Genomic DNA, 17957 nt, shown 5'->3' on the forward strand with positions numbered 1-17957 from the left:
GTCTTCCGGTGGTCCACATCGGAAGATCCGGTCCCGTCGCCTGTTTAATCAGATAAGTTTAGTAGACATTCGCGATCCAAGGAGACCAGCATGACTTCACCGGCAACCGAGCCCCTGAAGTTCGCCTACTGGGTGCCCAACGTCAGTGGCGGCCTGGTGGTGAGCAAGATCGAGCAGCGCACCGACTGGAGCTACGACTACAACAAGAAGCTCGCGCAGCTGGCCGAGAACAACGGCTTCGAGTACGCCCTGTCCCAGGTGCGCTACATGGCCTCCTACGGTGCGGCCTACCAGCACGAGTCCACCTCGTTCTCCCTCGCGCTGCTGCTGGCCACCGAGCGGCTCAAGGTGATCGCCGCCGTCCACCCGGGGCTGTGGCAGCCCGGCGTACTCGCCAAGTTCCTGGCCACCGCCGACCACCTCTCCGGCGGCCGCGCGGCCGTCAACGTGGTCAGCGGCTGGTTCAAGGACGAGTTCACCCAGCTCGGCGAGCCGTGGCTCGAGCACGGCGAGCGCTACCGCCGCTCGGAGGAGTTCATCCGCTACCTCCGCGAGATCTGGACGAGTGAGGCCGCCGAGCTCAACGGCGACTTCTACCGGCTGCACGACTTCGATCTGAAGCCGAAGCCGCTGGCCAGCGAGGGCCGGCCGCACCCGGAGATCTTCCAGGGCGGCAACTCCTCCGACGCCAAGGCGATGGCCGGCCGCGTCTCGGACTGGTACTTCGCCAACGGCAACACCCCCGAGGGCCTCGCCGCGCAGATCGCCGACGTCAACGCGGTCGCCGGACCGCTGGGACGTCGGGTCCGCTTCGGGATCAACGGCTTCATCGTCGCCCGCGACACCGAGAAGGAGGCGCGCGACACCCTCCGGGAGATCATCGACAAGGCCGACCGTGAGGCCGTCGAGGGCTTCGGCTCCGCGGTCAAGCAGGCCGGGCAGTCGACGGGCGACAAGACCGGGATGTGGCAGGACTCCAGCTTCGAGGACCTGGTGCAGTACAACGACGGCTTCCGGACCGGACTGATCGGCACGCCCGAGCAGGTCGCCGAGCGGATCGTCGAGCTCAAGAGGGCCGGCGCCGACCTGATCCTCGGCGGCTTCCTGCACTACCTCGAGGACGTGGAGTACTTCGGTCAGCGCGTCCTTCCGATCGTGCGCGAGCTCGAGGCGCAGCAGCTGGAGCCCGTGGCTTGAGCACGACGGAGATCGCCCGACTCGACGCCGAGACCGCGCCGCTGATGGCGCGGCGGCTGGCCGACGAGCTCGCGCTCGGCGACGGCGGACGCGACCGGGTCAGGGCGCTGCCCTACGACCAGGTCAAGGCGTACGCCGCCGCCGGGCTCGGCGCGCTCACCGTCCCCCTCGAGTTCGGCGGTCCGGCGCTTCCGGCCACGACCGTGGCGGAGGTGTTCCGGCTGGTCTCGTGGGGTGATCCCAACGTCGGCCAGGTCCCGCACAGCCACTTCGTCTTCCTCAACCAGCTCCGGCTGAACGGCACCCGCGAGCAGCAGCAGCGGATCTACAGCGAGGTGCGGGCCGGGGCACTGGTCGCCAACGCGCAGTCGGAGTTCGGCACCAAGCACGTGCGCGACATCCGGACGACCCTCACGCCTGCCCGGGAGGAGGGGGAGTGGCTGCTGAACGGCGACAAGTTCTACTGCACCGGCTCGCTCTTCGCCGACTATCTCGCCGTGCTCGCGCGGCGCGACGTCGACGGGCCGCTGCAGGTGGCCTGGGTCCGCACGGAGACTCCCGGCGTCGAGATCATCGACGACTGGGACGCCGTCGGGCAGCGTACGACCGGATCCGGCACGGTGCGCCTGACCGACGTCACCGTGGCCGAGGAGTGGGTGACGCCGTTCGCGGTCACCTTCGACGTACCGACGACCTACGGCGCCTTCGCCCAGCTGCTGCACGCGGCCATCGACGCCGGGATCGCCCGGCGCGCGCTGGACGAGGCGTCCGAGTTCGTACGCACGAAGTCCCGCCCCTACGCCGACGCCGTCGCGCTCGCGGGGGTCGAGACGGCCGCACAGGACCCGCTGGTGGTCCAGGCCTTCGGCGAGATGGAGCTGGCCGTACGCAGCGCCGAGGCGCTCCTCGCCGAGTCGGCGCGACGCGTGGACGCGGCCGACGCGGACCTCACCGAGGCATCGGCCGCGGAGGCGAGCCTGGCCGTGGCGGCTGCCCGCGCGTCGACCGCGAAGGTGTCGGTCGACGTCACCAGCCGGCTGCTCGAGGTCTCTGGCGCCCGGGCGGCTCTGACATCGACCAACCTCGACCGCCACTGGCGCAACGCGCGCACCCACACCCTCCACGACCCGGCCGCCTGGAAGGTGCAGCACCTCGGGCGGTGGGCGGTCGACGGCACCCCGCCACCTCGCCACGGCCAGATCTGACATCCCTACATCCCACTCGAAAGGCAGCACCGATGAGCACCCTCAAGTTCCACTGGTTCCTCCCGACCAACGGCGGCGACGGCCGTCACGTGATCGGCGGCGGTCACGGCGTCAGCGCGCTGGCGTCGGGCCGTCCGGCGACGGTGCCCTACCTCGGCCAGATCGCCCGCAGCGCCGAGCAGCTCGGTTTCGAGGCGGCGCTGACGCCGACAGGCGCGTGGTGCGAGGACGCTTGGGTGACGACCGCGATGCTCAGCTCCCTCTCGGAACGGCTGAAGTTCCTGGTCGCCTTCCGGCCCGACTCGGTCTCGCCCTACCTGGCCGCGCAGATGGCGGGCACCTTCCAGAACCTTTCCGGGCAGCGGCTGCTCCTCAACGTCGTCACCGGAGGTGAGGACCACGAGCAGCGGATGTACGGCGACTTCCTGGCCAAGGACGAGCGGTACGAGCGGTGCGGGGAGTTCCTGCACATCGTCCGCCGGCTGTGGGCGGGGGAGACCGTGACCTTCTCCGGCAAGCACCTCTCCGTCGAGAACGCGCGCCTCGAGCAGCGGCCGACGCCGGTGCCCGACGTCTACTTCGGCGGCTCCTCGCCTGCCGCTCTGGACGTCGCCGCCGACTACGCCGACGTCTACCTGACCTGGGGCGAGCCGCCGGCCGCGGTCGCGGAGAAGATCGCGAAGGTGCAGAAGCTGGCCGCCGACCGCGGCCGCGAGCTCCGCTTCGGGATCCGGCTGCACTCGATCGCCCGCGAGACCTCGTCTGCCGCGTGGGCCGAGGCCGACCGGCTGCTGGAGAACATCTCGGACGAGGACATCGCGCGGGTCCAGGCGGGGCTCTCCCGCAGCGTCTCGGAGGGTCAGAGGCGGATGCTGGAGCTCAACCAGGGCTCGCGCGACGGGCTCGAGGTCTACCCCAACCTGTGGGCGGGCGTCGGGCTGGTCCGCGGTGGTGCCGGGACCGCGCTGGTCGGCTCCTACACCGAGATCGCCGACCTGATCGAGGCCTACCACTCCGTCGGGATCTCCGAGTTCGTGCTCTCCGGCTACCCGCACCTGGAGGAGTCCTACTGGTTCGGCGAGGGCGTCCTGCCCGAGCTCGCGCGTCGCGGCCTGTGGTCCCACCCCGCCCCTGTCGCCGGCCGAGGGGCAGCGGTGCCCTTCGGCGCCGCGGCCCAGTAGGAGGATCCGTGTCTGTCCCCCACAAGGCCACCGCCAATCCGAAGCGGGTCGCACTCGCGGCCTCGGTCGGCGCCACCATCGAGTGGTACGACTTCTTCCTCTACGGCACCGCCGCCGGCCTCGTCTTCGACAAGCTCTACTTCAACGGGCTCAGCGGCACCGCGGCGACCTTCGCCTCCTTCGGCACCTTCGCCGTGGGGTTCCTGGCCCGCCCCGTCGGAGGCCTGATCTTCGGCCACTTCGGCGACCGGATCGGTCGCAAGACCATGCTGATCTGGACGCTCGTGATCATGGGAGTGGGCACCTCGCTGGTCGGGCTGCTCCCGACGTACGACTCCATCGGGGTGCTCGCCCCGATCGCGCTCGTGGTGCTCCGGATCCTGCAGGGGATCGGTGTGGGAGGTGAGTACGGCGGCGCGGTGCTGCTGGCCACCGAGTACGCACCGGCCGGGCGCCGCGGGCTCTACGGCAGTTTCGCGCACATCGGTGTCCCGGGCGGGCTGGTGCTCGCCTCCGGGGCGTTCGCGGTGGCGTCGCAGCTGCCCGACGCGGCCTTCCTGGCGTGGGGATGGCGGGTCTGCTTCCTGATCTCGATCGTGCTGCTCGCCATCGGCGCCTGGATCCGGCTCTCGATCATGGAGACGCCTTCGTTTCAAGAGGTGCAGGCCGAGAAGAAGGTCTCCAAGCTGCCGGTCGGCGAGCTCTTCCGGCGTCAGCCGCGCACGCTGCTGCTCGGGATGGGGACCCGGTTCGTGGAGGGGTTCACCTACAACCTCTACTCGGTCTTCCTGCTCTCCTACGCGGTGGCGGACGCGGGCCTGAGCCGGTCGGTGGTGCTCAACGCGATCATGGCCGGCGCGCTGCTGGGTGTGGTCATGACCGTCGTATCCGGGGCGCTGAGCGACCGGTTCGGACGGCGGCCGGTCTACACGGTCGGGGCCGTGCTGGGGCTGGTGATCGCCTTCCCGGTCGCGGCCGCGGTGCAGTCCGGTGCGGTGGTGCCGTCGGTGGCGGCCTTCGTCGGTGGGCTGGGGCTGGTCTACGGCACCGTCTACGGGCCATTGGCGGCGTTCTGGAGCGAGCTGTTCGACACCCGCTACCGGTTCTCCGCGCTCAACGCGCTCTACCAGATCTCAGGAGTGGTGGCCTCCGGGCTGACGCCGCTGATCGCGGCCGGCCTGGTGGCGCTCTCCGATGACCGCTCGCTGTGGTGGGTGGCCGGCTACAACGTCGTGGTCGCCGTGATCAGTCTGACCTGCATGTGGCTGCTGCCGGAGACCCGTGGCGAGAGGCTGCGGGACACGGCGGTGGACGAGGCGCGGGCAGTGCCCGCGAGAGAGGTGGTGGCGTGATGACCGGTCCGCTGCGTACGAATCAGGATCTCGACCCGGCCGCGCTGCGGCAGGCATTCGGGGTCTTCCCCAGCGGGGTGGTGGCGGTCGCCGCGGTGGTCGACGGCCGTCCCGTCGGTCTGGCCGCGTCGTCGTTCACCTCGGTGTCCCTGGACCCGCCGCTGGTCTCCTTCTCCGTGGCCAGGACCTCGAAGACGTGGCCCGACCTGCGGCGCTCCTCGCACCTGGGCGTCACCGTGCTCGCCGAGCACCACGGCGAGGTCTGCCGCCAGCTCGCCGGCCCCGTCGACTCCCGCTTCGACGGCCTCGTGGTCAGCTCGTCCCTCGACGGAGCCCTCACTCTCGACGAGGGCCTCGCGCAGTTCGACTGCACCGTCTACCGCGAGGTCGAGGCCGGTGACCACGTCGTCGTGCTCCTGCAGCTCCACGCCGCCGACCACGGCGCCGGCCAGCCCCTCGTCTTCCACCGCTCCAACTTCGGAAAGCTGGCCAGCTGACCCCTCCCCGCCGAGGCCTCGGCACTAGGGTTCGGCTGTGGATACCTTCGGAGTCGTAGCCCTCGTCGGTCTGATCCTGCTCTACTTCGTGATCGAGTCGTCGGCGAGCAGAACTCGAGCGGAACTCACCCGCCGGCTGAACAGGCTCGAGGACAAGGTCGACCTGCTGCTGAAGCACGCTGGGGTGGAGGAGCCGCCGGTGCCGCGGCAGGACGAGGTCGTCGCGCTGGCTCGCGCGGGCAAGAAGATCGAGGCGATCAAGGTCTATCGGGAGGCGACCGGCGCCGGGCTGGCCGAGGCCAAGGTAGCGGTCGAGCGGCTCACCTGATCCAGGCGATCAGGGGGATGCGAGACTTCTCCCGTGCGTGTCATCGTCGTCGGAGCAGGGATCGCCGGACTGACCGCGGCCCGCGATCTGTCGCTGAAGGGCCACCGGGTCACGGTGCTTGAGGCCTCCGACCGGATCGGGGGAAAGATCCGCGGGGAGTCTGTCGCCGGGCAGACGGTCGACGTCGGCGCCGAGGCGATGCTCAACCGGCGGCCGGAGGGCGTATCCCTGGCACGTGATCTCGGCCTCGACGTGGTCCACCCGACCGACGCGAAGTCGTCGATCTGGTCCCGCGGCGCGCTGCGGCCGATCCCGCGGTCGATCATGGGCGTGCCCCTCGACCTGGCCGCGCTCGAGTCCTCGGGTCTGCTCTCGGAGGAGACCCTGGAGGTCGTACGCCGCGAACCCACGCTCCCACCTGCGAAGACGGACGAGGACATCTCGGTCGGTGACTTCATCGCGTCCCGTTTCGGGGACGAGACGGCCGACCGGCTGGCGGAGCCGTTGCTCGCGGGGGTCTACGCCGGTCACGCCCGTGCGATCTCGGTGAAGGCGGCTGCCCCGCAGCTGTTCATGCTGGCCGAGAAGGGGTCGCTGCTGGAGGCCGCGGCCGCGCTCCCGAGCTCGACGGTCCCGGTCTTCGCCGGGGTCGACGGTGGCATGTCCCGGTTGCCCGCGACCCTCGCCGGGGGCCTCGACATCCGGCTCAACACCCAGGTCGACACCGTCACCCGTACGCCGCAGGGCTTCCTGATCGAGATCGGCGGCGACGTCGAGGCAGCCGACGCCGTGGTGATCGCGACCCCCGCTCCGGTGGCCGCGAAGCTGCTCCGCTCGACCGCCCCGGCGGTCGCGCGCGAGCTCTCCGGGATCGAGACCGCGAGCGTCGCCGTCATCACCTTCGCCTTCCCCGAGCTCCCCGCGGAGCTGGCCGGAAGGTCCGGATTCCTCGTGCCGCCCGTCGAGGACTGCGGGATCAAGGCCTCCACCTTCTCCTTCGCCAAGTGGGCCTGGGTGGGGGAGCGAGGCAACTACCTGCGTACCTCCATCGGGCGCCACGGCGAGCCACCCTCGGACGACGACGACCGGCTCGTCGCCGACTCCCTGGCTGCCCTGGCCGAGATCGCCGGCATCACCGCGAAGCCGTCCGACGTGCACGTCCAGCGCTGGACCGACGCACTCCCGCAGTATCCCGTCGGCCACCTCGACCGCGTCGCCCGGATCCGGCAAGGACTCCGCGGTGTCCCCGGACTCGCCCTCGCCGGGGCCTCCTACGACGGCGTCGGGATCCCCGCGACGATCGCCTCTGCCCACCGAGCCGCTGCGGACATCAGCTGAACCTCAGGCCGGCATCCACCGCAGCGTCGAGACACAGACGTCCAGAGCCAGCTTCCACGCCAGGAACTTCTCGTCGGTCGCGGCCATGTCCAACGGTCGGGCGATCGTCGCGGTCAGCTGGAGCCCCCGACGTCGCTTCGAGCCGGGGACGGGGGTCATGTAGACGATGGTCGTCGCGACCACGGGCTCGTCGCCCTGGGCGGTCTTGGTCGACTCGCGCTCGTACCGGATGAACCGCTTGTCGCCGAACAACGGCTTGGCGCCGTGGTCACGGATGATCGCGGCGACGTGGGTGTCGAGGGTCCCGCCGCCGTCGGCGTGGAACGTCGTCGCGACGATCGCGCCGGGAATGATGGCGAGGCTGTCGGTCTCGGCGGTGGCGGCGAAGTAGGCCTTGACCTGCTGCTGCTTCATGAGCGCGTACGCCTGATCGAGCTGCGTGCGCATGGAGGCATGCAGCTCGGGCCGGTTGATGCTCATGAAGCGCTTCTTCAACGCCGCGTCCATCGCGGCCCGGTCTGCCTCGTCCGGGGAGTGTCTTTCCCAGCCGGGGAGGAGCCTCAGCTCGAACTCCGGCTCCTTGGTGCCACCGAGCAGCTCACGTAGCGAAGACTGCGGGGCGGGTGCTGCCTCAGACAAAGGACGAGTCCTCCCATACATCGAACGGGTCGCTCGGCATGCCGGGGATCGGCTCTGCCGAGAACGGGGTGCCATCGGGGCGTTCGACCTCGAGCTCGGCGAGGAAGAGCGGCATGTCCGCGATGGTGAGACCGAAGATCTCGGGTGCGCCTGCCTCGACCACGACCATCACGCTGATCTCCTGCGTCGAGAAGACGAAGATGCCGGTGAGGAACTCGACGGTCTCACCGTCGACCTCTCCGGTCCTGGACGCGAGACATCTCAGTCCGGGACCGAGAGCGGCCCCAGCGTACTCATCGACGTCGAAGCCCTGCTGCCGCCACTCCTCGGGCGAGGTCGGCTCGCCGCCCCCGAGCACGACCCGCACCCGGCTGACGACGGGCGCGGGCAGCGGCCAGTGGAGCATCGAGGCCAGCGTCCCGGGGTGGAGGTCGCCGGCGAGGTGGTGCGCGAGCAGGGCACGCGCGTCGGGGTCGACCTCGTCGGTCCACTCGCCGTTCCAGGTGTCGCGGAGCGTGGCGAGCACGTCCTCGACCCACCTCTCCGCATCCGCGGCGTCGAACTCGCCCGCGTTCGGGACCCAGATCCATCGCTCCGACGGTTGGGCGATCTCAGCTTGCCATGTCTCCGGCATCATCCCTCCGAGGGCTGTGCGCTCTGCTGGTCATGGGTGCGCCGCTCGTTCAGCGCCTGGCTCGTCGAGGTGGTGCCGTACCACTCGCCTGCCCACTTCCCCAGGCCGCTGAGCCCGTCGAAGCCAGCCCCGACCTTCTGGCCCCAGGTCCCCGTGCGTATCCCCCCGTAGATGGCCATCCCGGTAGCGATGTCGGAGCCGCTCATGATGCCCACGGGAATGTCCTTGGGGGGCTTGAACGGGTTGGCCATCCAAGCGGCCCTGGTCCGGGGGACCTCCCTGAAGCCGGTGGAGATGGAGAGTGCGGTCTTGAACTTGGCGCCGAACGTGACGTTCTCGGGAGGCGGGTTCAGCGGCGCCGCTCGTTTCAGAGCAAAGTTTCCGTAGCCTCGTCCGGCCGCGCCGGCGGTCTTCCCGCCGGAGGCGGCACCCTTCCCCATCGCTGTCCAAGCCTTCCCGATCTGGCCGAGCTTTCCGAAGGGGAGCACCGCGAGAACCGCTAAGAGCACGTCTGTCACCTCGCATTTGCCGGCTGACGCATGGACGATCTTGCCGATCAGCACCAAGGCGCCGAGGGCGAATCCGATGACGGCGACGATGCCACCGAGGAAGAGCCCGGCGATCATGAAGACCATCGCGATGGCCTCGAGGATGTTGATCAGGAAGCCGAAGATCTCCCAGAAGCCGTCCTTGATGCTGCCGGCCATCTCGTTGCCGATGCCGTTGACCGCGAGGTCGTAGGCGTCTTCCCAGGTGTCGTACTGGGCATCCCAGCTCTCGGCGTCGTCGTGCCACTCGTTGAAAGCGGTCTCCTTGGCCTGGCCTTCCTCGTCGTCGGCCTCGCGGTCTCCCGGTAGCGCCTCGTAGGCGGCCCACTTGTCCGTGCACGAGTCGACCAACGGTCCCATCTTGGCTTGGAGCTCCCCGAGACTCGTACCGTACGCAGCGATCAGGGGCCCGACGGGCGTGTAGAGCTCGCTGGCCTCCCGCAACGTCTCGTAGGAGGACCCGATCTTGTCCTGGAGCTCAGCGACGGCCTTCCCCTGCATCTGGCCGTCGGCCAGCTCGCCGGTGGCGATCTGCTCGAGGACGTCGGCCGCCTCGGACATCTGCACGCCGAGCTCTTCGATCTTGTTCCCACGATCGACGATCACCGCCGAGTCGCCGGTGAGGGGTTGGATCTCCCGACCCTTGGGTGACTGATCCATGACTCACTCCATCCGTCTATTTCTGCTGGAACAGGAGAGCCGTCTCGCTGTCCCAGTTCTGGAATCCCTCGACGACGCCTTTGATGTGGTCTCGCACGTCGGAGAGCTCGTCCTTGAGATCCTTGCGCTTCATGTCCCAGCGCTGTTCGAAGTCGTCGGCCTGGCTGCGCAGCTCGCCGCGGCGGAACGGGTTCCCGATGGCACCTTCGAGCGCGTCGGAGTTGCCGACGGCGTGGTCGAACTCGTCGATGATCGAATCCAGCTTCTTGACCGTCTGATCAAGGGTCTCGATCTTGACGGAGACGTCTGCCATGTCACTACGCCTTTCCGGTGTGCACAGGGCTCGCCGAGGAGACGCGAAAGCGCTCTCAGCCGCAGGCGAATTGGGGGATCGAGGTGGCGCACAACCCGAGACAACCTGGCGATGGACACCCACGTGGAACGTTACAACACGGCCGGTCGAGGAGGGTTAACAGACTCCCAATCGAATGTAGAGAACGGCTGATGATTTCAGCGCAGGAACGCGACGATCCCGTCGAGGGCCTCCCGAGCTGCCGGCGCGACGCCGGGAAGCGACATGAACCCGTGGAACGCGGTGTCGTAGTCCACGAGCGAGACCGGCGTTCCGGCGGCACGGAGGACCTCCGCATACCGAGTGCCGTGGTCGCGGATCGGGTCGTGCAGCGCCGTGATGATGTGGGCCGGCGGCAGGTCGGCGTGCGACACGGCACGCAGGGGAGAGGCCTGCCAGGACTCGTCCCCGTAGCGCTCGCCCATGTAGAGGTGGCCGAAGGTGCTCATCTGCGTCGAGGTGAGCACCGGCCCGTTGGCGTTGGCCGCCTCGGAGGGGAACTTCTCGTACATCTCCACCGCCGGATAGATCAGCACCTGCGCGCCGATGGTGGGACCGCCCGCGTCACGTGCCATCAGCGAGACCACGGCCGCCAGGTTGCCGCCGGCGCTGTCGCCCATCACCGCGATCCGTGACGGGTCTCCGCCCAGGTCAGCCGCATTCTTCGCGACCCACTCCAATGCGGACCAGGCGTCCTCGACGGCGGCTGGGAACGGATGCTCCGGCGCCAGCCGGTAGGACGGCGCGATCACGATCGACCCGGTCCCCGCGGCCACGTGCGAGGAGACCCACGCGCTCTGCTCCGGCGTCCCGAGACACCAGCCGCCGCCGTGGAAGTTGATGACGACCGGCGCGGCCTCACCGACGCCAGGAGGCGTGTAGATCGCGTAGCGGCGCCCGTCGACGTACGTCTCCTTGATCTCGACGTCCGCGGGACGGCCGAAGAGGAACGCGGTGACCGGCCCGGTGCGGAGCCCCTCGCGCTGGGCGCGCAGGGCGATCATCTCCTCGGCGTTCAGCGGCGTCTTGACCAGGCGCTCCTGGAGGAAGGCGAAGATGCGGGTACGCAGCGGCAGCATGCCCACACCATAGAGGCCGGAGGATTGAGCCCGGCGCGGATCGGCGACCGGCGGTAGCGCAAAATAGGGGGCATGACCGACCCGCAGGCCGACATCAAGTCCAACGCAGCCAAGATCAACGAGCTCAACGACACCATCCGCTACACGATGTGGTCGGTCTTCTCCCTCGAGGAGACCCTCGGCGACGCCGACCGCAAGGCCGAGGCGGTCGAGGTCGAGGAGCTCTTCGCCGCCTTCGCGGGCGAGGACATCGTGGTGCGTGGCACCTACGACGTGGCCGGCCTGCGCGCCGACGCCGACGTGATGTTCTGGCTGCACGCGGAGTCCTCCGACAAGCTCCAGTCGGCCTACCACCGCCTGCGCCGCACCGCCTTCGGCGGCCGGCTCGTGCCGGTCTGGTCGCAGATGGCGCTGCACCGCCCCGCCGAGTTCAACCGGAGCCATCTGCCTGCGTTCCTCGCCGACGAGCGCACCCACGACTACGTCGCGGTCTACCCGTTCATCCGCTCCTACGAGTGGTACCTCCTCGACGACAAGGAGCGCCGCCGCCTGCTCGCCGAGCACGGCCAGATGGCGCGTGACTACCCCGACGTGCGGGCCAACACCGTCCCGTCCTTCGCCCTCGGTGACTACGAGTGGATGCTGGCCTTCGAGGCCGACGACCTCTCCCGCATCGTCGACCTGATGCGCCACCTCCGCGGCTCCGAGACCCGCCGTCACGTACGCGAGGAGGTGCCGTTCTACACCGGTGCCCGCGTCGAGATCGGCGACCTCCTGGAGCGCCTTCCCTGACGCATGCCTGACCGGTCGGAACGGTCTCGGAAATTCGCTGTCCGGCCCCGTACGACTCCACTAGCCTTTCCCGTCGCGGTGGCCGTGCTCGGGTTCGTGTGCCGATCCCGTCACGTCTGCTGAGACATCCACGTGACCTTGGGAGGGCAGAGACGTGGGGATGACCATCCCTGGGGAGTTGGACTTCGTTCTCGACCTGCTCGGCTATGAATGGCCGAACGTCGACGAAGATGCGGTCCGCGACGCCGCGCAGCTGCTGCGCGGACTGGAGTCGGACCTGCGTAGCACGCTCGACGAGCTGGAGATCCGGGTCAACGAGCTCGGTGACGGCGCCATGGCACAGTCGGTGAATGCGCTGATCAGGGCATGGACAGAGAACCGTACGGCCAACATGGACGGGTTGCTCGACGCGCTGCCTGAGGTCGCGAACGGGATCGATCTGCTCGCCGATGCGATCGTCGGCCTGAAGGTCAAGGTGATCGCAGAGCTGACGATCACCGCGGCGCAGATCGCGGCGGCAGCGGCGACCGCGGTGGTCACTGGTGGCCTCAGCGTGCTCGGCAACGCAGCGATCATCGCCGCTCGGAAGAAGGCGCTCGACATCGCCACCGACATCGCGATGGACGAGGTGATCGGCCAGGTCGCGAGCATGGTGATCGAGCCGCTGACCGGAACGATCACCGAGCTCGCCATGTCGATCGCCGAGGCTCCGATCGTGACCGACGGAGAGGCGACCGCGTCGACCAAGCTCAGCTACGACCTGATGGAGCAGATCGCCACGGCGCTCAGTGACTGCGGCGCCGACCAGTACGACCTGTGCGCGACCTTCGCCGCCGACGTGTCCGCCCTTCCCCTCTTCGCCTCTTAGGAGACAGCTATGGCCAAGCAGATCGGCGACGTCGCCAAGGAGGCCTTCGAGAAGGCGGGCGAGGTCCTCACCGAGGTCGGGGACTCGCTCAAGAAGAACGCTGACGACGTCGCCGAGGACATCCGGAAGCAGGCGGAGGCTCGTCGTCAGCTGGACGGCAGGTTGGGCCCCGGCGAATGGAAGCCCGTCAATCGGAACCACAAGTTTCTCCAGCAGAAGCTCGGCGCCGAGTTCGAGCGCCAGGTGACCGGCAAGGACGACGGGCTGGAATTCTCTCTTCGTGGATCGATGGACAATGAGGTCAAGTTCGACGGAATTCTCGACGGCAAGTTGATCGAGACAAAGCACGGTTACGGAAAGATGATCGACTCGTGGGGATATCCCAACGGTGCCAAGGAGAAGGAATGGCTCGATCAAGCCCTGCGCCAGGTGATATGAGACTCATCCATTGCTCTTCGGCGCATTCCAGCCGTCCCAATCACTGGGCGGATTGACGAAGTCCTGGTGCCTGACCGAAATAGGCAGATCGAAGTCTTCAAAGAGGGTCCGCGCCGCTTCCATTGCCTCTTTGTTCGAGAAGACCCACTCAACCGGAGTGTCGCCCGCCGCATCCGTCACGATGGCGGAGTGGGCGGCCGTCGAGGGTGACGGCCGATACGAAGAGGGAGCGGTGATACGGTCATGACCGTGGATGAAGAACTGATCGCGCGCGGATTCTGGGGCCCGCGGCAGGAGACTGCTGAGCAGGTCACAGACGAACTGGTCGCATTCATCGCAGGCCTCGACGAGGTCCTGGGCGAGAAGATCTCGTGGTCCTCACCCGCGCTGCCCGGAAAGCCCCTTGAAGAGCGGGATAACGCGCTGAAAGCGATCTCCGACGCGTTTCGTGAGAATACGGACGCTCCGAATCTGGGAATCAGCCAGGCTTATCGGGGGCGCGGAAATGGAATCACGGTGGCTATCACCTTGATAGTCGGCGGATATACCGAGTCTGCAAAGGTGCGCAACAGCATCGTGGTGAAGTGGCGTGGTGCCGATGTCGCGAAATTCGCCGGCCCGGTCCTTCGGCAGCTCGCCTCTGCCTGGGACCCGGACTGGGCCGCGGTGACCTCGAGGTCGCTCAACGAGGCTCTCGCGCAGGTGCAGCCTGCCGGAAAGCCGGGGCCGAAGCTCGGATACCTGAACTACCTCTCCGAGGGGAGGGCGAAGGCCCTTCCTGGTGGCATGGACAAGCACCTCGACAAGCTCGACAACGGTGGCGTCGTCATCGGTTCGGGCGAGGGCGACGGCTTCCTGTCCGTGGAGAAGGTCACCGAGTTCGCCAAGGTGCTCCGGCTCAGCGCGGCCTTCTCTCCGACGCCGACCGATCGCAGCAAGCTCTGAGCAAACCCTGAGCCGGCTCAGCGGCGGCCCCGCAGGCGCGCCAGGGCGCTCATCCCGTGGTAGATCACGACCGCGGCGATGGTGCCCAGTGCGATGCCGGTGAAGGTCAGGTCGCCGAAGGTCAGGGTCAGGTTGCCGATCCCGATGACCAGGGCGACGGCGGCGGTGAACTGGTTGACCGGGTCGGCGAAGTCGACCCGGTTGTCCAGCCAGATCCGGATGCCGATCAGGCCGATCAGGCCGTAGAGCGCGACGGTGATCCCACCGAGCACACCGGCAGGGATGGTGTTCAGGAGCGCCCCGAACTTCGGAGACAGCGACAGCAGGATCGCCACCACGCCGGCGACCCAGTAGGCGGCGGTCGAGAAGACCCGGGTCGCGGTCATGACGCCGATGTTCTCGCCGTACGTCGTGGTCGCCGAGCCGCCGAAGCCACCGGCGATGGTGGTGGCGAGGCCGTCGGCGAAGAGGGCCCGGCCGGTCTCGCGGTTGATGGTGTCGTCGCCGGCGAGGTGGGCGACGCTGCGTACGTGGCCGACGTTCTCGGCGACGAGGACGAGCACGACCGGCAGGAACATGGGCACCACCGACCAGGACACGGTCGGGGTGGAGAAGTCGGGGAGCCCGAACCAGGCGGCCTCCTGGAACGCCGAGGTGTCGATCTGGCCCATGACCAGCGCGGCGAGGTAGCCGACGACGACGCCGACCAGGATGGAGAGCCTGGCGATCAGGCCGCGGAAGGCGACGGCGACGACGAGCACGGTGGCCAGCGTGATCGCGGCGACCAGAACGGCACCGTTGTCGGGGTTGGCCGGGTCGCCGCCGACGACGTTGTTGGTCGCGGCCGAGGCCAGGTTGAGACCGATCAGCGCGACGATCGCACCGGTTACCACCGGCGGCATCAGCGCCTCGATCCATCCGGTGCCGGTGACCATCACGATCACGCCGACCAGCGCGAGCAGAGCACCGGTGACCAGGATGCCGAAGAGCGCAGCCCCCATCCCGCCGCCGCCCATCGCGGCACCGATCGGCGCGATGAAGGCGAACGAGGAGCCGAGGTAGCTGGGCAGCCGGTTGCGCGTGATGAGCAGGAACAGCAGCGTGCCGATGCCGGAGAAGAACAGCGTCGTGGTCGGCGGGAAGCCGGTCAGCAACGGCACCAGGAACGTGGCGCCGAACATCGCGACCACGTGCTGGCCGCCGAAGCCGATCGTCCGGGGCCAGCTCAACCGCTCCCCGGGCTTGACGATCGCCCCTTCGCGTACGTTCTTGCCGTCATCGTGCAGATCCCAGCCGAGTCGCATCTCGCACCCTCTTCAGCTCTCGTACGGCGCGATTCGCCGCCTGCCGAACGATAGGGCCGATTCGCGCGGGGACGGAAGCCAGGCACTCCGTAGGGTTGGACACATGACGATCCGTATCGGAGTCCAGATCCAGCCCCAGCACGCCGACTACGCCCAGATCCGCGATGCCGCCCGCCGCGCGGAGGAGATCGGCGTCGACATCCTCTTCAACTGGGACCACTTCTATCCGCTCTACGGCGAGCCCGACGGCAAGCACTTCGAGGCCTGGACCATGCTCGCGGCCTGGGCCGAGCAGACCAGCCGCGCCGAGATCGGCTGCCTGGTGACCTGCAACTCCTACCGCAACCCCGAGCTGCTCGCCGACATGGCCCGCACCGTCGACCACATCTCCGATGGCCGGCTGGTCTTCGGGATCGGGTCCGGCTGGTTCGAGCGGGACTACACCGAGTACGGCTACGACTTCGGCACCGCCGGCTCGCGCCTCGACGCGCTCGGCGAGGCGCTCCCGCGCATCGAGAAGCGCTGGTCCGAGCTCAACCCCGCACCCGTCCGGAAGATCCCGGTCATGATCGGTGGCGGCGGGGAGAAGAAGACCCTGAAGTACGTCGCGAAGCACGCCGACATCTGGCACTCCTTCTCCGACGTGGAGACTCTGGAGCGCAAGCGCGGCGTGCTCGCCGGCCACTGCGAGGCGATCGGCCGCGACGTGAACGAGATCGAGATCTCGACCGCAGCAGACAGCGCGGAGGCCGCCAAGCCGCTCTACGACGCCGGTGCCCGGCTGTTCACCTACGGGGTCGGCGGTCCCGACTACGACCTCAAGCCGCTGGAGGACCTCGTCGCCTGGCGTGACTCGGTCGGCGCCTGACCGTTCAACGAGGTAACTCGGTCAGCTGCCGCTTCCCGCGTGGAACTCCACGAAGGAAGCGCGCGCTCACCGAGTTACCTCGGTCTGCATTCAGCCCGCGACGACCGTCCCCGTTGTCGCCTGCAGGTCCGCGTACGCCTTCGAGAGCTGCTGCGTCATCGGCCCGCGCTCGATCGGCCGGCCGTCGAGGGAGACCACCGGGGTGAGCCCGCCCATCGTGCCGGTGACGAAGGCCTCGTCGGCCGTGTGGGCGTCTGTGAGCGAGAAGTCGCCGACGTCCACCGGCAGGCCCAGGTCGGCGGCGAGGTCGAGGACGGTGGCGCGGGTGATCCCCTCGGGGCACGCACGGGTCGTCGAGGTGCGCAGCACCCCGTCACGTACGTGGAAGAAGTGGGTGGCGTTGGTCTCGGCGATGAAGCCGGCGTCGTCGAGCATCAGCGCGTCGTCGGCGCCCGCGTTGTTGGCCTCGACCTTGGCCAGGATCGAGGGGATCAGGTTGTTGTGATGGATCTTCGGGTCGAGCATGTCAGCGCGCGGGCGGCGCTGGGCCGCGGTGATCAGCGTGATCCCGGAGTCGTCGTAGACCGGTGACTTGAACTCGGCCAGCACGATCAGGGTCGGACCCGACTGGTTGAGCCGCGGGTCCATGCCGGAGGTGACCTTCACGCCGCGCGAGAGCGTGAGCCGGATGTGGACGTCGTCGCGCATCTCGTTGGCGGCCAGGCACTCCCGGATCGCCTCGGTCATGAACGCGTCGGAGGGGATGTCCGAGAAGGCGAGAGCCCGCGCCGAGCGCCGCAGCCGCTGCAGGTGCTCGTCGAGCTTGAAGATGCGTCCCTGGGTGAGCCGCAGCCCCTCCCAGACGCCGTCGCCGCCCTGGGCGAGCGAGTCGAACGGCGAGATCCGCGCCTCCAGGCGGTGGCTGAGCTCACCGTTGATCCAGACCTGGAGGTGGTCGTTGCGGGGGTCGTATGTCTGCAGCATCAGTCACCCTTCTTGATATTGGGGGCCATGACATAGGGGGCGAGGCGATCGTAGTAGGGCAGGCAGCGCTCCAGCAGCGGCGCCAGGCGCGCGGGTAGTGGGTCGGCGGCGCCGGGGGAGGAGGCGGCGAACCCGGTCGAGGCCCACACCCCGGAGTACCAGTGCGGGGCCCACACCCCGTCGGAGTCGCGCCGGCCGGCGGGCCACGACAGCATCGCCTCGTCGAAGCCGATCCCCAAGGCGTCGCACAGCCCGGCGAGAGCCGCCCGCGGCGAGGCCAGGATCGAGGCGGCATCGACCACCGGCCCGCCGAACTCCTCGAAGAGCGCCACCTGCTGCGGCAGCCCGAGGTCCTCCAGCGTCGGCTCGTCGCGGACCTTGGCGTACGAGGTCAGCACCCGCTCCGGGTCCCGGACCAGGAACGCGTGCGAGAGCCCGGCGAAGGCGCCGTGGTCCATCTCTGGAAGCAGGTGATGGGTCATGTGCTTCTGATACTGCACCGCCGAGCCGACCGGCCCGGACGTGATCTCCTTGGCCACGACCCGCCAGTCGTTCGGCTGGGAGGCGAGCACGTCGTCACGGCCCGGATGATCGAGGCCCGTGGCCGCGAGGTAGGCGGCGTACAGCGGCTCGTCGAGGACCGTGCAGTCTGGCCGGTTCTCGAACGAGCGCATCAACGCCGTGGATAGGTTCCTCGGGCCTGACCACATCGCGATCCGCACTGTCACGGCGCCACGCTATCCGGATT

21 protein-coding genes are annotated in these 17957 nt (G+C 68.6%); 12 read left to right on the plus strand and 9 right to left on the minus strand.

Features of this window, described 5'->3' with window-relative positions; genetic code table 11:
* Positions 1–90: 90 nt before the first annotated feature.
* Genes sfnG through hemG form a run of 7 tightly spaced genes read left to right on the plus strand, consistent with a single transcriptional unit; the run spans position 91 to position 7098 of the window.
* Positions 91–1197: a dimethylsulfone monooxygenase SfnG gene (sfnG, locus tag OH802_RS09400; protein WP_406027225.1), complete on the plus strand. Its 1107-nt coding sequence runs from the start codon at positions 91–93 to the stop codon at positions 1195–1197.
* Positions 1194–2402 (plus strand): SfnB family sulfur acquisition oxidoreductase, encoded by a 1209-nt coding sequence (locus OH802_RS09405; protein ID WP_406027227.1) that lies wholly within the window; start codon positions 1194–1196, stop codon positions 2400–2402. The genes sfnG and OH802_RS09405 overlap by 4 nt, the downstream gene beginning before the upstream one ends.
* A gap of 32 nt (positions 2403–2434) precedes the next feature.
* Entirely contained in the window at positions 2435–3583 is a 1149-nt protein-coding gene (locus OH802_RS09410) for an LLM class flavin-dependent oxidoreductase (protein WP_406027229.1), read from the plus strand.
* 8 nt (positions 3584–3591) lie between these two features.
* Positions 3592–4935 carry an MFS transporter gene (locus tag OH802_RS09415; protein WP_406027231.1) on the plus strand — a complete coding sequence of 448 codons (1344 nt, stop codon included), beginning with the start codon at positions 3592–3594 and terminating at the stop codon, positions 4933–4935.
* The gene (locus OH802_RS09420) at positions 4935–5432 is read left to right on the plus strand and encodes a flavin reductase family protein (RefSeq protein WP_406027233.1); all 498 of its coding nucleotides are present in this window, start codon (positions 4935–4937) and stop codon (positions 5430–5432) included. Before OH802_RS09415 ends, OH802_RS09420 begins: the two co-directional genes overlap by 1 nt.
* A gap of 37 nt (positions 5433–5469) precedes the next feature.
* Positions 5470–5760: a ribosomal protein L7/L12 gene (locus OH802_RS09425; RefSeq protein WP_406027235.1), complete on the plus strand. Its 291-nt coding sequence runs from the start codon at positions 5470–5472 to the stop codon at positions 5758–5760.
* A gap of 33 nt (positions 5761–5793) precedes the next feature.
* Complete coding sequence (gene hemG, locus OH802_RS09430; RefSeq protein WP_406027237.1) at positions 5794–7098, plus strand: protoporphyrinogen oxidase; 1305 nt, start codon at positions 5794–5796, stop codon at positions 7096–7098.
* A 3-nt stretch (positions 7099–7101) separates the two neighbouring features.
* Here the strand turns inward: hemG and OH802_RS09435 are convergent, their stop codons facing one another.
* The 5 genes from OH802_RS09435 to OH802_RS09455 all read right to left on the minus strand — a co-directional run bounded on the left by OH802_RS09435 (position 7102) and on the right by OH802_RS09455 (position 11010).
* Positions 7102–7737, minus strand: a complete 636-nt coding sequence (locus OH802_RS09435) for a protein TPRXL (protein ID WP_406027239.1) — start codon at positions 7735–7737, stop codon at positions 7102–7104.
* Positions 7730–8371, minus strand: a complete 642-nt coding sequence (locus OH802_RS09440) for a hypothetical protein (RefSeq protein WP_406027241.1) — start codon at positions 8369–8371, stop codon at positions 7730–7732. Before OH802_RS09440 ends, OH802_RS09435 begins: the two co-directional genes overlap by 8 nt.
* Positions 8371–9579, minus strand: a complete 1209-nt coding sequence (locus tag OH802_RS09445; protein ID WP_406027243.1) for a hypothetical protein — start codon at positions 9577–9579, stop codon at positions 8371–8373. Before OH802_RS09445 ends, OH802_RS09440 begins: the two co-directional genes overlap by 1 nt.
* Before the next feature lie 16 nt (positions 9580–9595).
* On the minus strand, positions 9596–9892 hold the full coding sequence (locus tag OH802_RS09450; protein ID WP_406027245.1) for a flagellar protein FlgN: 297 nt from the start codon (positions 9890–9892) through the stop codon (positions 9596–9598).
* Between the two features lie 197 nt (positions 9893–10089).
* Positions 10090–11010: an alpha/beta hydrolase gene (locus OH802_RS09455; RefSeq protein WP_406027247.1), complete on the minus strand. Its 921-nt coding sequence runs from the start codon at positions 11008–11010 to the stop codon at positions 10090–10092.
* Positions 11011–11082: 72 nt separating this feature from the next.
* Between OH802_RS09455 and hemQ the strand changes: the two genes are divergently transcribed.
* The 3 genes from hemQ to OH802_RS09470 all read left to right on the plus strand — a co-directional run bounded on the left by hemQ (position 11083) and on the right by OH802_RS09470 (position 13108).
* On the plus strand, positions 11083–11802 hold the full coding sequence (gene hemQ, locus OH802_RS09460) for a hydrogen peroxide-dependent heme synthase (protein ID WP_350660553.1): 720 nt from the start codon (positions 11083–11085) through the stop codon (positions 11800–11802).
* A 160-nt stretch (positions 11803–11962) separates the two neighbouring features.
* Positions 11963–12670, plus strand: a complete 708-nt coding sequence (locus tag OH802_RS09465; protein WP_406027250.1) for a hypothetical protein — start codon at positions 11963–11965, stop codon at positions 12668–12670.
* A 9-nt stretch (positions 12671–12679) separates the two neighbouring features.
* Positions 12680–13108 (plus strand): hypothetical protein, encoded by a 429-nt coding sequence (locus tag OH802_RS09470; RefSeq protein WP_406027252.1) that lies wholly within the window; start codon positions 12680–12682, stop codon positions 13106–13108.
* 3 nt (positions 13109–13111) lie between these two features.
* Here the strand turns inward: OH802_RS09470 and OH802_RS09475 are convergent, their stop codons facing one another.
* Positions 13112–13288 (minus strand): hypothetical protein, encoded by a 177-nt coding sequence (locus tag OH802_RS09475; protein ID WP_406027254.1) that lies wholly within the window; start codon positions 13286–13288, stop codon positions 13112–13114.
* Between the two features lie 69 nt (positions 13289–13357).
* On the opposite strand from OH802_RS09475, the gene OH802_RS09480 reads away from it, so the two are divergent.
* The gene (locus tag OH802_RS09480) at positions 13358–14053 is read left to right on the plus strand and encodes an Imm52 family immunity protein (RefSeq protein WP_406027256.1); all 696 of its coding nucleotides are present in this window, start codon (positions 13358–13360) and stop codon (positions 14051–14053) included.
* A 17-nt stretch (positions 14054–14070) separates the two neighbouring features.
* On the opposite strand, the gene OH802_RS09485 is transcribed toward OH802_RS09480, so the two are convergent.
* Positions 14071–15357: a uracil-xanthine permease family protein gene (locus OH802_RS09485; RefSeq protein WP_406027258.1), complete on the minus strand. Its 1287-nt coding sequence runs from the start codon at positions 15355–15357 to the stop codon at positions 14071–14073.
* 103 nt (positions 15358–15460) lie between these two features.
* On the opposite strand from OH802_RS09485, the gene OH802_RS09490 reads away from it, so the two are divergent.
* On the plus strand, positions 15461–16225 hold the full coding sequence (locus tag OH802_RS09490; RefSeq protein WP_406027260.1) for an LLM class F420-dependent oxidoreductase: 765 nt from the start codon (positions 15461–15463) through the stop codon (positions 16223–16225).
* Between the two features lie 90 nt (positions 16226–16315).
* Here the strand turns inward: OH802_RS09490 and OH802_RS09495 are convergent, their stop codons facing one another.
* On the minus strand, positions 16316–17209 hold the full coding sequence (locus OH802_RS09495; protein WP_355224192.1) for an aminotransferase class IV: 894 nt from the start codon (positions 17207–17209) through the stop codon (positions 16316–16318).
* Positions 17209–17883, minus strand: coding sequence for an HAD family hydrolase (locus tag OH802_RS09500; protein ID WP_406027263.1), 675 nt, complete (start codon positions 17881–17883; stop codon positions 17209–17211). The genes OH802_RS09495 and OH802_RS09500 overlap by 1 nt, the downstream gene beginning before the upstream one ends.
* Positions 17884–17957: the final 74 nt, after the last annotated feature.

It is taken from the genome of Nocardioides sp. NBC_00850 (genome assembly GCF_045207335.1).
Taxonomy (GTDB): domain Bacteria; phylum Actinomycetota; class Actinomycetes; order Propionibacteriales; family Nocardioidaceae; genus Nocardioides.

Bases quoted from the DNA above. Each gene is read 5' to 3' on its own strand.
- sfnG (WP_406027225.1), top strand. From the start codon at position 91: ATGACTTCACCGGCAACCGAGCCCCTGAAGTTCGCCTACTGGGTGCCC.
- OH802_RS09410 (WP_406027229.1), top strand. From the start codon at position 2,435: ATGAGCACCCTCAAGTTCCACTGGTTCCTCCCGACCAACGGCGGCGAC.
- OH802_RS09420 (WP_406027233.1), top strand. From the start codon at position 4,935: ATGACCGGTCCGCTGCGTACGAATCAGGATCTCGACCCGGCCGCGCTG.
- OH802_RS09440 (WP_406027241.1), bottom strand. From the start codon at position 8,371: ATGCCGGAGACATGGCAAGCTGAGATCGCCCAACCGTCGGAGCGATGG.
- OH802_RS09445 (WP_406027243.1), bottom strand. From the start codon at position 9,579: ATGGATCAGTCACCCAAGGGTCGGGAGATCCAACCCCTCACCGGCGAC.
- OH802_RS09450 (WP_406027245.1), bottom strand. From the start codon at position 9,892: ATGGCAGACGTCTCCGTCAAGATCGAGACCCTTGATCAGACGGTCAAG.
- OH802_RS09455 (WP_406027247.1), bottom strand. From the start codon at position 11,010: ATGCTGCCGCTGCGTACCCGCATCTTCGCCTTCCTCCAGGAGCGCCTG.
- hemQ (WP_350660553.1), top strand. From the start codon at position 11,083: ATGACCGACCCGCAGGCCGACATCAAGTCCAACGCAGCCAAGATCAAC.
- OH802_RS09465 (WP_406027250.1), top strand. From the start codon at position 11,963: ATGACCATCCCTGGGGAGTTGGACTTCGTTCTCGACCTGCTCGGCTAT.
- OH802_RS09470 (WP_406027252.1), top strand. From the start codon at position 12,680: ATGGCCAAGCAGATCGGCGACGTCGCCAAGGAGGCCTTCGAGAAGGCG.
- OH802_RS09485 (WP_406027258.1), bottom strand. From the start codon at position 15,357: ATGCGACTCGGCTGGGATCTGCACGATGACGGCAAGAACGTACGCGAA.
- OH802_RS09490 (WP_406027260.1), top strand. From the start codon at position 15,461: ATGACGATCCGTATCGGAGTCCAGATCCAGCCCCAGCACGCCGACTAC.
- OH802_RS09495 (WP_355224192.1), bottom strand. From the start codon at position 17,209: ATGCTGCAGACATACGACCCCCGCAACGACCACCTCCAGGTCTGGATC.
- OH802_RS09500 (WP_406027263.1), bottom strand. From the start codon at position 17,883: ATGCGCTCGTTCGAGAACCGGCCAGACTGCACGGTCCTCGACGAGCCG.